Source organism: Glaciecola sp. XM2, assembly GCF_018595715.1.
Taxonomy (GTDB): Bacteria; Pseudomonadota; Gammaproteobacteria; order Enterobacterales; family Alteromonadaceae; genus Glaciecola.
The window spans coordinates 22,469-36,209 of the sequence record NZ_JAHEOJ010000018.1 but is presented as its reverse complement, the minus strand read 5'-3'; the positions used below and the strand labels follow the sequence as shown (position 1 = coordinate 36,209).

At 45.4% G+C, this 13,741-nt stretch carries 13 protein-coding genes; 2 read left to right on the top strand and 11 right to left on the bottom strand.

All coding sequences use genetic code 11. The features are described 5' to 3' along the window. Positions 1 to 200 precede the first annotated feature (200 nt). From hflC to KJ365_RS03690, 9 genes are all read right to left on the bottom strand, one after another. Positions 201 to 1,082 carry a protease modulator HflC gene (gene hflC, locus KJ365_RS03730; protein WP_214450294.1) on the bottom strand — a complete coding sequence of 294 codons (882 nt, stop codon included), beginning with the start codon at positions 1,080 to 1,082 and terminating at the stop codon, positions 201 to 203. After that, a complete protein-coding gene (hflK, locus tag KJ365_RS03725; RefSeq protein WP_214450293.1) occupies positions 1,083 to 2,246 on the bottom strand; it encodes an FtsH protease activity modulator HflK in 1,164 nt (387 codons plus the stop codon). 90 nt (positions 2,247 to 2,336) lie between these two features. Continuing rightward, positions 2,337 to 3,623, bottom strand: a complete 1,287-nt coding sequence (gene hflX, locus KJ365_RS03720; protein ID WP_214450292.1) for a ribosome rescue GTPase HflX — start codon at positions 3,621 to 3,623, stop codon at positions 2,337 to 2,339. A 14-nt stretch (positions 3,624 to 3,637) separates the two neighbouring features. Further along, on the bottom strand, positions 3,638 to 3,883 hold the full coding sequence (gene hfq / locus KJ365_RS03715; protein WP_214450291.1) for an RNA chaperone Hfq: 246 nt from the start codon (positions 3,881 to 3,883) through the stop codon (positions 3,638 to 3,640). Between the two features lie 64 nt (positions 3,884 to 3,947). Next, a complete protein-coding gene (gene miaA / locus KJ365_RS03710; RefSeq protein ID WP_214450290.1) occupies positions 3,948 to 4,886 on the bottom strand; it encodes a tRNA (adenosine(37)-N6)-dimethylallyltransferase MiaA in 939 nt (312 codons plus the stop codon). After that, on the bottom strand, positions 4,887 to 6,677 hold the full coding sequence (mutL, locus tag KJ365_RS03705; RefSeq protein ID WP_214450289.1) for a DNA mismatch repair endonuclease MutL: 1,791 nt from the start codon (positions 6,675 to 6,677) through the stop codon (positions 4,887 to 4,889). A gap of 1 nt (position 6,678) precedes the next feature. Then, the gene (locus KJ365_RS03700; protein WP_502793479.1) at positions 6,679 to 8,007 is read right to left on the bottom strand and encodes an N-acetylmuramoyl-L-alanine amidase; all 1,329 of its coding nucleotides are present in this window, start codon (positions 8,005 to 8,007) and stop codon (positions 6,679 to 6,681) included. 34 nt (positions 8,008 to 8,041) lie between these two features. Next, positions 8,042 to 8,512 (bottom strand): tRNA (adenosine(37)-N6)-threonylcarbamoyltransferase complex ATPase subunit type 1 TsaE, encoded by a 471-nt coding sequence (gene tsaE / locus KJ365_RS03695; RefSeq protein WP_214450288.1) that lies wholly within the window; start codon positions 8,510 to 8,512, stop codon positions 8,042 to 8,044. Further along, the gene (locus KJ365_RS03690) at positions 8,509 to 10,008 is read right to left on the bottom strand and encodes an NAD(P)H-hydrate dehydratase (protein ID WP_214450287.1); all 1,500 of its coding nucleotides are present in this window, start codon (positions 10,006 to 10,008) and stop codon (positions 8,509 to 8,511) included. The genes tsaE and KJ365_RS03690 overlap by 4 nt, the downstream gene beginning before the upstream one ends. A gap of 6 nt (positions 10,009 to 10,014) precedes the next feature. On the opposite strand from KJ365_RS03690, the gene queG reads away from it, so the two are divergent. Next, the gene (queG, locus tag KJ365_RS03685) at positions 10,015 to 11,181 is read left to right on the top strand and encodes a tRNA epoxyqueuosine(34) reductase QueG (RefSeq protein WP_214450286.1); all 1,167 of its coding nucleotides are present in this window, start codon (positions 10,015 to 10,017) and stop codon (positions 11,179 to 11,181) included. Positions 11,182 to 11,204: 23 nt separating this feature from the next. Here queG and hemE read toward each other — a convergent pair whose 3' ends face one another. After that, entirely contained in the window at positions 11,205 to 12,269 is a 1,065-nt protein-coding gene (hemE, locus tag KJ365_RS03680) for a uroporphyrinogen decarboxylase (protein ID WP_214450285.1), read from the bottom strand. A gap of 59 nt (positions 12,270 to 12,328) precedes the next feature. Continuing rightward, positions 12,329 to 13,123, bottom strand: a complete 795-nt coding sequence (gene nudC / locus KJ365_RS03675) for an NAD(+) diphosphatase (protein WP_214450284.1) — start codon at positions 13,121 to 13,123, stop codon at positions 12,329 to 12,331. Positions 13,124 to 13,284: 161 nt separating this feature from the next. Here nudC and KJ365_RS03670 point away from each other — a divergent pair, with 161 nt between their 5' ends. Then, positions 13,285 to 13,740: a transcriptional repressor gene (locus KJ365_RS03670; protein ID WP_352109318.1), complete on the top strand. Its 456-nt coding sequence runs from the start codon at positions 13,285 to 13,287 to the stop codon at positions 13,738 to 13,740. The last annotated feature ends 1 nt before the right edge of the window (position 13,741 follow it).

The window sequence follows — 13,741 nt, the reverse complement described above, 5'->3', positions numbered from 1 at the left end:
GCGCTCTCTTATAGTTGTTATTATCCTGTAAATACTACCTAAATTATCCTGATTATTCATGTTTAATTACATATTTGATGCAATTAAACACCATAAAAACGGCAATTATTGATGATTTTAGAAACAAAAAAGCCGCTAAATGGGAAAAGGTTTTTACCTACATTCCAATTAGCGGCTTAGTATCTTAACTAACCTAGGTGTTATCTAACACCAGACTGGTTGTTTAAATATCTGAAGAAATCGCTGTCAGGCTCAACCACGATGACATCTTGTTTGCTGTTAAAGCTAGCTCGGTATGCATCCATACTTCTTAGGAAACTGAAAAACTCAGGGTCTTTAGAGTAGGTTTGTGCATAAATTTGAGCTGCTTGAGCATCACCTTCACCGCGCAGCTGCCTTGCATTACGTTCGGCATCTGCGAGCATTACAGTGACTTTAGCATCAACGTTTGCGCGAATGATTTCAGCTTGCTCCTGACCTTCTGAGCGATACTCACGGGCTGCAGCAGCACGTTCAGCGCGCATACGGTTGAAGATGGAGTTACTGATCTCTGGTGGTAAGTTGATTTGCTTAACACGCACATCGATAATTGAAATGCCAAGCTCATCTGAACTACCAGACGCTTGAGTCATCGCGTCATCCATCAACTCGCTACGCTCACCCGAAACAATCTGTTGAATAGTACGCGTACCAAACTCTGAACGAAGTCCGTTGTTCACTTTTTGCTTGAGCAGAATTTCAGCATTTTCTTTAATGCCACCGGTAGATAACCAGTAACGCCCAAAATCTTCAATTCTCCACTTCACGTATGAATCAACGATCAAATCTTCTTTCTCAACGGTTACAAAACGATCCGCTCTCTCATCAAGTGTTTGAATACGAGAATCTAAACGCTCTACTCTGTCGAAAAAGGGTATTTTTAAGTGAATACCCGGCTCATGCACCGAGGTTTCGCCTTCGCTCGTTTGCTCGACCTTACCAAAGGTAATAACAATCGCACGGGTACCTTCAGCAACAACAAAGAACGAGTTAAACGCAAGTACACCAATAACTACGACTACTATAGCTAGTACGTTTTTCATTTAGTTTCTCCCTTGTCTGCCGCTTGTGTCTCGCGGATTATTATTAATGATCGGTGCCGCATTCGGGCTGTTGTTAACACTGTCTCTGAGCTCTTCAAAGCTGGTTGAGTTCATGTTATTTGCACGGCCAGTGCTGCCCGCACGCTGCTCCATCATCTTATCTAGCGGTAAATACATCAAATTACCGCCACCATCAGTATCTACCATAATCTTACTGGTATTGCTGAACACGCTTTCTAAGGTTTCTAGATAAATGCGCTGACGCGTTACTTCTGGTGCTGCAATATACTGTGGTAAGAGCTCTTCAAAACGAGCGACTTCACCCTGCGCTTCAAGGATAGCGCGCTCTTTATATGCCTGCGCTTCTTCGTTCATACGGTTAACGCGTCCACGAGCTTCTGGCTCGATTGCACGTTGATACGCTTCTGCTTCTCGAATGAAACGCTCTTCATCTTCCTGCGCGGCAATGGCATCGTCAAACGCTGCACGTACCTGCTCAGGCGGACGAGCATTGGTAAAGTTAAGGTCGATAATATCAACGCCCATGTTGTATGGCCCAATAATACCTTGCAACTCTTCTAACACTCTTTGACGCGCTACTTCACGGCCTTCTGTGAGCACTTCATCCATTTCAGAATGACCCACTACGTAGCGAATGGCACTATCGAACGCTTGACTTAAACTTTGCTCAGGATTGACCACTGCAAACACCCATCTTTCTGGGTCAAATACGCGGTACTGAACTTCCATCTCTACACTCACCATATTTTCATCTTCGGTGAGCATTGAGCCAGAAGACGCTTGGTTACGAATAGACTGAACGTTCACTGGGATTACTGTGTCGACGAATGTCAAACGCCACTGCAGACCAGGCTGTGCAAGCGAATGGAATTCACCAAAACGCAATATAACGCCACGTTCCGCTTCTTTGATCGTGTAAAACCCGCTCAGTGCATAAATAACAATGGCAAGAATCACTACGATACCGATACCTTTGCCGCTCAAATTAGCGCCCGAGCCACCGGAACCATTGCCACCTTTACCGAATTTACCGAAAAGGTTTTTCAGCACATCATCAAGATCTGGTGGTCCTTGATCCTTACCACCACGATTTTTCCACGGGTCATTATTGTTGCCATTATTACCCGGCTCATTCCAAGCCATACTAATACTCCGAATTTATGTATACCCAATAGTATACTAGTTCTATCAATGAATAGTTTTGCGGTTCTTTAAAATTAATTACGACTACTGTCAATGGACAACAAACTGACTGAGTTTGTTCTCTACTTTCTTATCTATTTTATGCCAATCTGAACTCAACATTTTCACGTCTACTACCCAATCACCCTGCTCTGAATAACTTTGTTCAGTAATACAGTTAAGTTGATAAAGCATGCCTCTAAGCCGTCCTTCATCAGGCGGGATCTTAAGAGTATAGCTTACCATAGACTTTCTTAAACATTCAGTGAGGGCTTTTTTCAATAAATCAATGCCTTGGCCTTTTTGTGCGGACACCCAAACTCTGATTGGTCGCCCATCTTGGTCTCGATCGATTTTAGGCTCTACATCTTCTAGTAAGTCGATTTTATTACACACAATAAGTTGCGGTACTTCGTCGGCACCTATTTCTGCTAGTACCTCGTTGACTTGGTCAACGTTCTCAAGGTATTGCGCGTCTGCGTAGTCAACAACGTGCAAAAGCAAATCTGCTTCTTGAGTTTCTTGCAAGGTTGCCTTAAATGCCGCCACGAGATCGTGGGGAAGGTGGCGTATAAAACCTACCGTATCGGCTAGTATAGTAGAACCAACCTCTGCCAACTCTACTTTACGCAAGGTAGGATCTAATGTCGCGAAGAGCTGGTCCGCGGCATAAACATCCGCATCCGTTATGGTGTTAAACAAGGTGGATTTACCGGCGTTGGTGTAGCCGACCAAAGATGCGGTAGGAATTTCAGCACGCTTTCTAGAGCGACGCCCTTGTTCGCGTTGCTTTTGTACACGCTCTAAACGCTTTAAAATTGCTTTGATGCGGCCGCGCAATAAACGTCTATCTGTCTCGAGCTGAGTTTCGCCCGGACCGCGCAATCCAATACCACCTTTTTGACGCTCCAAGTGCGTCCAGCCGCGTATTAGTCGAGTAGAGATATGTCGCAGTTGCGCTAACTCCACTTGAAGCTTACCTTCGTGGGTGCGAGCTCGCTGGGCAAAAATATCTAAAATAAGGCTAGTACGGTCCAACACTCGACACTTAATCAGCGCTTCGAGGTTGCGTTCTTGCGAGGGGGAGAGACTATGATTGAAAATGACAACGTCGGCGTCTAAGCTTTTAACGGTTGACGCAATTTCTTCGGCTTTACCGGAACCAACAAAATATTTGGCCTGAGGTGAGTTACGAGAGGCCGTGACGATTGCAACTTGATTAACACCAGCGGATGACACTAGCATTTGCAATTCGTGTAAATCTTCCTTGTTTTGCTCGTTTGAAAAGTCTACGTGTACCAATACGGCGTTTTCACCCGCCTCAAACCTATCAAACAATTAAGCACTCCAATTTAGTCTTGTGAATCGCCTTCACCATTGTTGGTCGGCATTGTAAAAGCACGTGATGGTACCACGGTAGAAATAGCGTGTTTGTATACCATTTGACTGACCGTGTTTTTCAGTAGTACAACAAACTGGTCAAAAGACTCCACCTGCCCCTGAAGCTTTATACCGTTCACCAAGTAAATAGAAACGGGAATGCGTTCTCTTCTAAGCGCGTTTAAAAATGGGTCTTGCAAAGACTGACCTTTAGCCATTAGACATCCTTAATTATTATTATGCGAGCCGTTCACTATGCCTGTTGGATTAGTGTACAACATATTATCGGTTAATTGCACATACTTTTTGAACCACTATATCAAGATTATCAGGCGCATGCGTGTCTAATTCAAAGATATTTTCCCATCCTCTTAACCATGTGATTTGGCGCTTTGCCAACTGCCGCGTGGCAATGATGCCGCGTTCTTCTAAGTCTTTTAAATCATACTCTCCACTGAGGTACTGTAAAGTTTGACGATAGCCAACACTGCGCATAGAGGGCATATCGGGCGTCAGCGTGTAGCTTTGTTGCAGTTGCTTAACTTCATCGACAAGGCCATTTGACAACATTTGTGTAAAACGAGTCGCGATGCGCTGGTGAAGATCGCTGCGTAATGAAGGCATAATCGAAAAATTAATAAAGCGATAAGGCTTGATGTTTTGCTTTTTCTTTTGCCACTGTGACAATGGGATTCGGGTGCTTTGATACACCTCCATGGCGCGAGTCAGGCGCTGCGGATCATTTTGATGGATTTTGTTTGCACTTATCGGGTCGACTTGCATCAACGCTTGGTGGAGCCAAACGCTCCCTTTAAGCGCTAGCTCGGCGGTAATTGCCTCACGTATTTTAGGATCTGACGACGGAATTTCAGATATACCATTTAATAAGGCGTTGAAATACATCATTGTCCCGCCGGCAAGAATAGCTACCTTGCCTCGAGATTGAATATCATCGATGCACTGGGCAGCATCTTTTACAAAATCGGCAACTGAATATGCTTGCTCTGGTGTGCGTATATCGATAAGCCAGTGTTTGACGCCCTGCTGTTCAGCGGCATCAGGCTTTGCGGTGCCAATGTCCATTTCACGATAAATAAGCGCCGAATCGACACTAATCACTTCGCCGTTAATGTGTTTTGCTAACTCAATCGCCAGCCCAGTTTTGCCTGATGCAGTGGGCCCCATTATGCATACAACCGGTGTTTCGATAACATCGCCCATCTATGAGCTCACGCCATGAGAAGGTTTGCTCAGTCGCTCAAGCGCCTCAGCAGAAATCTCAATGCCTTCGTTGCTAAGCATTTCATCTATTGCAGATTGTTCAAGCTGACGTAGTTTCACGTTGATTTCAGCCCTTGTGGGCATGTTTAGCTCAATACAATATGAGCCAAGCGCTCTAAGCAACGTTCTTTTGTTCACGTCTTTGGGCGTTCTCTCCACCAATTTGGTAAACAGCGGCGTCCACGGAAGAGCGCGCAGCGCGCTAGGCACTTCCTTAAGACGCAACTTTTTGGCCGTGCGCTCAACCACAAAACCGGCTTGCCCAAGGACTTGGACTAGATTAGGCTCCAAAACATCCGGTAGGGCGACAGACACCGGCATTAAAAGCGGCTGAGGCGTGCTGCTGTGATTTAACTGCTGCTCAAAGGCATAAGCATAAAGAGCAACAAGGGGTAACAGGGTTAAGTTATCTTGCAACTGAACAATGAGGTATTCACCTTGATTAACAAATGTTAGCGCGTTTTCGCTATTGCTCGGTGTCATCAATTGTTGATATGCAAACCCAGACTCTGCAACATTGACGCGACTGTTAGGAGGCGAGTAGGCGCTTTTAGTGCGCGCTTGACTGGTACTTTGCATCGCTGGGCTATGATCACTTACCCGAGGGGGACTAGCCTGTTGCAGTGGACGAATATAGTCATGCGCTGGCTGGATATCGTCAATGCTGGTGGTATGCTTCGACTTTGAGCGCTCATCTCCGCTATGTTCTATCTGCTGTTGGTGTTGCAATATAGCTTGACCAACTGCTTGGAATATCAAGTCGTGCACCTGCCTAGCTTGGTGGAATCTGACTTCATGCTTAGCTGGATGAACATTAATATCCATGTCATGTGCAGGCAGGTTTAAAAACAGGACGTACGCGGGATAGGTATTATCTTCTAACATGCCCTCGTAAGCCTGACGAATAGCGTGCATCACTAATTTGTCTCTGATCACCCGTTGATTCACAAAAACATACTGATGCTCTGTGGTAATTTGACCATCGCCAATACCGCAACACCATCCGTGTAGCGAAATATCTTGATAGCGATACTCAAGAGGAGCGGCGCTCTGTAAAAATGCACTCCCACACAATGCGGATATTCTATTTTCGATAGTCCCAGCGGGAAGTTTATGCACTATTTTACCATTGTGTTTAAGGCTAAATGCAATAGCAGGATAAGCTAAGGCAATGCGCCTAACCGTTTGCTCGATATGCTGAAATTCTGTTTTGTGGGCGCGCAGAAACTTGCGTCTAGCAGGCGTATTAAAAAACAGGTCCACTACCTCAATTGACGTACCTTTAGGGTGTGCAGCGGGAGATAAGGTCACCGCCATATCTAAACCTTCGGCTTTTGCCTGCCATGCAGTCGCTTGAGCATCAGGCTTTGACGTCAGCGTTAAGCGACTCACCGAGCTAATACTGGCAAGCGCCTCTCCCCTAAACCCCATACTGCTGATGTTTTCGAGATCATCGATGTTTTGGATTTTACTTGTAGCATGGCGGCTTAGCGCTAGCTCCAACTGTTCTTTTGCAATGCCAGAACCATTGTCTCTTACTAAAATGCGTTTATGACCGCCCTGCTCAATCTCAATTTGAATCTCGTTAGCATTTGCATCAAGGCAGTTTTCAACCAGCTCTTTTACCACAGACGCCGGGCGTTCGACTACCTCGCCCGCGGCAATTTGGTTAGCAAGCTGGGCCGGTAGTATATGAATAGTGGAGGGGGTTTGTGCAGCACTTTCTGGCATGTTAAGAACTTGGGATAGTGAGTACCTGCCCAATGCGTACCATGTCAGTAGAGAGGTTGTTTTCGGCTTTTAAGCTCTTCACTGTCACCCCGTAGCGCTGCGCTAACAGCGACAATGACTCGCCACTGGTCACTCTATGCTGTTGTGGCTCGCTTTGTTTCCACTGAGCCCATAAGGTACCGTCAGGTGGCGTTTTTTTGAAAAATGATTTTACCGATTGGAACATCGCATCAGCTAAACGCTCTCGATGTTTCTGCCAATTCAGGTTTTTTTCTTCCTGTGGATTAGATATAAAACCAACTTCAACCAAAATTGAAGGCGTTTCTGGCGCAGTAAGTACTGCAAGGCTTGCACTTTGCGGCGTACTTTTGTGCATGCGCGTCACGCCTTTCATTTCTCTTATCACTTTGTTACTCAACTCATAGCTACTGGCACGAGATAAATCCATCGACATATTGAAAATCGTTTCGGCAAAGTAGCGTTCCGTTTCACGATCGCCAATCACCTCTGCTGCCGGACCAAGCAGTTCTGAGCTTCGTTCCGTTTGTTCTAACAATCGGCCTAACTCACTGTCGGCTCGACCTTTTGATAGTACCCATACCGAACCACCTCTCGGTTGCGGCGAGGTAAAAGCATCTGCGTGAATAGACACGAGCAAGTCAGCGTTTTCTCTCGCTGCGATTTTAGGTCTATCGTTGGGAGAAATATAATAGTCACCGCTGCGCGTCATAACGGCTTTCATACCGGGCTCTGAATCCACTAGGCGTTGTAACATTTTACCAATGCTCAAGGTGATGTGTTTTTCGTAGGTGCCAGCAGGACCAATGGAGCCAGGATCTACGCCGCCGTGGCCTGGGTCAATCACGATAACAATATTACGGTCACGATCTGGACCATCTGTATTCACAATCGATTGTTGTGGCTCTGGGTTGGGATCAACTAGCTCGATGACTAAACGATGCGGGAACTCATCGGTAGGCGTCAACATAAAAAGGTTAGGCTCTAACTTTTTACTACTCTCAATGACTAGACGAGTATCGCTAGGCGATTTTGGCGTAGAATGACGCACACGCTCGATAACGTTTGATTTTAAGTTGAGTCGACTGAGTGAAAAAGAATTATCAACGCCAGAAAGGTCAACAACAAGGCGATTAGGATTACTCAAAGTGAAGTATGTAAAGCTTGGCGCTTGAGAAAGCTCTAATACCAATCGGCTAGTATCTTCGACTTGCGCAAAACGAACATCGGTGACATCGTTATTGGCCTGCGATATCGCGCTAAAAAAAAGTAACAAAAACAGCAAAACCGTCGGTTTGCTGTGATGCATCATCGGTGTGTTTCTTATCAAACTTCACACTCCTGAGTTAGATAATGTCTGTTAACCATTTTTCAGCTCTCGCCGTTTTCGCATTAAAACGAAACTTTCGACCAGATTGTTCATAATCAATGTTAATTTGTACATCAGCCTGAGGCAGGATCGCACCGCCTTTTTCAGGCCACTCTACTAAGCATAGCGTATTATGCTTAAAATAATCGCGAATGCCCATAAATTCTAGCTCTTCTGGGTCATTGAGCCGATACAAGTCAAAGTGAAAAACATCCATATCATTTATACAATACGGCTCAACAAGCGTATAGGTAGGGCTTTTGACGCTACCAACATGCCCTAAACTCTGCAGAAAGTCACGGCTAAAAGTCGTTTTCCCAGCTCCTAAATCACCTTTCAGGTAGATTACCGCACCTGCCATGTCATTCGCTTTGAGCGATTTTGCAAACGCAATTGCAAGGGCCTGCGTATCGGATTCTAACTCACAATATCGTTCTAATTGCGTCATTCGTTAATTAATACTCTTACGGTTTCAAATAAATCACTGGCCAACAACCCTCTTTGACCATACTGCTGGGCGACAAGATCACCCGCTTTGGCGTGCAAGGATACACCAAATTGGCAAGCCATATCAGTGTTCAAGCCCTGCGCTACCAGCGCGCCTAAAATTCCTGCCAACACGTCTCCCATACCTGCTGTTGCCATCCCCGGGTTACCGTGTCGACATACCCAAGAATGCTTTTGATTATCAACGATACTGCCAGCACCTTTTAATACACATGTTGCATCATATCGCTGCGCGCATTGCCGTGCATAGTTGAATCGATTTGACTCAACATCTTCTATGGCAACATTCAGTAACCGAGCGGCCTCTCCTGAATGTGGCGTAATAATGCAATCTGACAGGGCCACAAAACTCGTGTTTACCGCCTTTAAATTTAGTGCATCTGCATCAAACACAATAGGTTTGGGATGATGTTGGCAATAATCCATCACCGTATCAAAAATCTCTTTTGCCCACTGGTCAGTACCTAAACCCGGACCAATAACGACGCATGTTGCCCATTCTAACGCTTCTTGAAGACCTGTGCTGATGACCATAAGTTCCGGGCGGCCACCACAAATTTGCACAATAGAGTCTTGATGGGCAAATACTTTAACCATCCCCGCACCGCTTCTCAGCGCCGCCTCAGATGTCAAACGGATAGCACCTGACATCCCTTTGTTACCACCAATGCATAGCAACCGACCGTGGTTACCCTTATGACTGTTCACTGGGCGCGGAGCAAGGCCTCTAAAATGTTTAATATCAAGTGCGGTTGCGTCGCTTCTAGCAATACTTGCAAAGGTTTTTCCAACCCCTAAATCTTCAAAGACCAATGTCCCACATGATTGTTTACCTGCACCCGTGGTTAGGCCCATTTTAATACCAATGAAGGTAACGGTGACATCAGCCTGCACGCAGCGTCCGAGGGACTCTCCAGTATCGGCACATAAGCCGCTTGGCACATCCACACTTATTACGGGCGTGATTGACGCGTTAAGCATATCGATGACATCTGCAAACTCGTTGCGCACTGTGCCATTAATGCCGGTTCCTAATAACGCATCGATGACGATATCGGCTTTTAACAGCAGTTTTTCGCTGAAATGCTCCACCTTCCCGCCAATATCGAGCCACGCTTGGCGCGCTCGTGCAACATCACCTGTGACTTCTCGGTCAGGCTCAATGGCGCATAGCTTCACATTTTTACCTGCATTGGCTGCACTGACCGCGGCAATATATCCGTCACCCGCGTTATGCCCAATGCCGACCAATACAAGATAATGGTCGCTGTTAGGTAATAGCAACATAGCTTGCTTGAATACCGCGTCGCCGGCTCGTTGCATGAGGGCGTACATATCAATACCCATGACTTCAGCAGCGCGTTTTTCATTGTTTCGGACTTGGTCTGCTCGGTAAAGTTTCTGTGTTAAACTGGGGCTATTGTCTTTTTCAAGCATGTATTTATGTCCTTAGAACCATCGTTGGATTACTCATCATTAGCAAACAATATCAAGGCTTGGGGGAAATCGCTAGGATTTCAACAAGTTGGCATCACTGACGTTGATGTGAGTCAACATCATCAAGCCTTTCTTGATTGGCTTGAAAAAGGATACCACGGGCAGATGTCATTTTTTGAGCGAAATATTGAAAAACGACTGCACCCTGAGCAATTAGTTGAAAACACCCTACGCGTGATCAGTGTGCGCATGAATTACTTACCCGAAGATGCACACTTTGCCTCGAATCTTGAACAAAGTGATAGCGCTTATATTAGTCGCTATGCCCTCGGCAGAGACTATCACAAGCTCATGCGAAAGCGACTTAAGCAACTTGGCGAAAAAATTCTTAGCCATTGCGACACACTTGAATTTCGACCTTTTGTTGATTCTGCGCCAGTGCTTGAACACGCATTTGCGGAAAAAGCAGGGATTGGATGGACAGGTAAGCACTCACTTACAATTAACAAGGATGCGGGCTCATGGTTTTTCTTAGGGGAGTTGTTTGTCAATATTCCCTTGCCAACGGATGAGCCCATTGAGGAAGGCTGTGGAACTTGCGCAGCATGCATTTCTATTTGCCCAACCCAAGCCATTATCGAACCCTATAAGATTGATGCCAACAGGTGTATTTCTTACTTAACCATTGAACACCAAGGCGCCATTCCTGAAGAGTTTAGAGAGCCTATGGGTAATCGAATTTATGGGTGCGATGATTGCCAACTGATATGCCCATATAATCGCCAAGCGCCTACTACACAAGAGCAAGACTTTTCCCCACGCGCTGCTCTTAAAAACCTATCTCTGATAGATGCATTTAATTGGACCTCTGACATGTTCTTAAAGGCAACTGAAGGAACAGCCATAAGACGCATTGGCATAGAAAGATGGCGCAGAAATGTGTCGGTAGCAATGGGTAACGCACCTTATTCGAATGAGATCATTGCATGCTTAAAAGCCGCCCTGGAGCAAGAGCACAGTCCGGTATTAAAAGAGCATTATCAGTGGGCGTTGAGGCAACAAGAACAAAAAGGCGCTAGCATGCCAGGCGATGCTATTCCCATTATTGATATCAGTCGCCAGCAAGCTCGCTTAATTCGCAGTATTAAAAAAGGATTGCCAAGGGACGCTTAACGCCCCTTGAATTAAGCGCTCGCTTATTTGTGATACTGCTTAGAAAACTTGTGCACCGCTTCAACAAAGTGACCGGCATTTTCTGGTGGTACATCTAAGTGAATGCCATGGCCGAGGTTGAAAACGTGACCTTCTCCGGTACCAAAGCCAGCAAGAATGTCGGAAACCTCTTGCTCAATGCGCTCTTTTGGCGCATACAAAACAGATGGGTCCATATTGCCTTGAAGCGCTACTTTATCACCCACTCGCGCTTTCGCGTCGGCAATATTAATGGTCCAATCAAGACCAATCGCATCGCAACCTGTTGCCGCGATTGCTTCTAACCACTGCCCACCATTTTTAGTAAATAAAGTTACCGGGATTTTTTGACCATCGTACTCACGAGTAAGTCCCGCGACAATTTTTTCCATATATTGAAGTGAAAACAGCTGATAATCTCTTGGTGACAATACGCCGCCCCACGTATCAAAAATCATGACTGACTGTGCACCGGCAGCAATTTGCGCATTAAGATATAAAATCACTGCATCAGCCAGTTTATCTAACAACAAGTGGAGTGTTTCTGGGGCGCTAAACGCCATCTTTTTGATTTTCGTAAACGCCTTAGATGAACCACCTTCAACCATATAAGTCGCTAATGTCCAAGGACTGCCTGAAAAACCAATCAACGGCACAGAGCCCGCTAATGCTTTACGAATAGTGCGCACAGCATCCATTACGTATCGTAAACTTTGTTCTGGATCGCTTACTGGGAGCTTTTCAACGTCTGCATGGCAGGTAATGGGGCGCTCAAACTTTGGGCCTTCACCGGTTTCAAAATAGAGGCCTAGTCCCATAGCATCTGGGATCGTAAGAATGTCAGAAAATAAAATAGCCGCATCTAAATCAAAACGACGTAAAGGTTGCAGGGTCACTTCACATGCCAATTCTGGATTTGTGCACAATGCCATAAAATCGCCCGCTTGCGCGCGAGTGGCTTTGTATTCAGGCAAATAGCGGCCTGCTTGACGCATCATCCATACAGGGGTTACATCGACTGGTTGTCGCATCAGGGCACGCAAATAGCGATCGTTTTTCAGACTACTCATTACTTCACATTCTCTCTAAATATATTAATAACTTACCCCACTAGAATACGTGAAATCGATTAACTTTTCTTTATTCTTTTTACGGTTTCTTCAATCAAACGTCCGGCAATAGACAGGGTAGGCGGTATGTTTGGCAAATTATCTACATCAAAATAATCAGCTTCTAGTATTTCATTTTTATCAAGGACCAAATCACCTCCAGCATAGTCTGCTAAAAAGCCTACCATTATGGAATGAGGAAATGGCCATGCTTGGCTACCAAAATACTCAATGTTAGTAACCTCTACCCCAACCTCTTCCTTAATTTCACGGTGCACGGCGTGTTCTAGGGTCTCTCCACTTTCTACAAACCCCGCCAAGGTCGAGAAAAAGCCGCTGGTTTGATGACGCACACCCTTGGCCAGTAATATTTTATCATCACGGCGAACCGCAACAATAATACAGGGCGATACACGTGGGTAGCATCGATGCTGACAGCGGTGACAGTGCATCGCCATTTCCCACTGCACTTTATGCATCTGGGCACCGCATTGCCCACAGTATTTGTGGTGGCGCAAAAACGTCGCGTATTGCCAAGCTTGTGCCAGATGCTGAAAGTCCGGCGGCGGCAACACACCAAGCGCCTCTCGTAAAGACAACAGTTCATAGTCAGCATGTTCCACCTGCTCTTTATACAGGTCAATCAGAACATGTTCGCCGTAGCCCGAGTGAGTGATGTGCACGGCATCTTCAATTTGGGCATTAAATGCGCCAAGCGAAATATGACTTAGCGCATCCAAACCACTAACTGACAGAGCATTTGTTGGCACCAACCAACGATTGTCTGAAAATATAAAATGTAGCTTTTTACTCATACCTAGAATGTCTTTACGATTTGTGTTCGAAAATTGCCTCGGCACTTTACGCGTTTTGCTTCTTGTTCACAAATAAAGCAGTGTTATACTCCGCTATAGAAACGGACCGTTCGTGTTTTAGCACAACATTAAATGCACACAACAATGAGAGAATTACCATTGTGACGCTAAGTAAACCTAAACAGGTAATTTTTAACAAAGCGCAAGAGTACTGTGAACAAAAAGGCGTTCGCTTCACTCCTTTGCGTGCCAGTGTTTATCGAATACTACTTCAAGAAGATGCCTCTATAGGCGCATATGATTTGCTCGATAAACTCCGCAATACGGAAGATAATGCCAAGCCACCCACAGTATACCGTGCACTTGATTTCTTCTTAGAGCTTGGGCTTGTTCACAAAGTAGAATCGAATAATACATTTAAGGCGTGTCATCACTTTGGATGCTCACACCCTGTTCAATTCTTGATTTGTGATGAATGTGGCGACGTGCAAGAAATCCAGTCGCAAGGCGTGAAAGAAACTCTAGAAGCGCAAGCAAAAGAAAACGCATTCACAATTTTAACGCAAACCATTGAAGCACACGGCATTTGCAAAAATTGTCAGGATAAAGCTGCGTAAT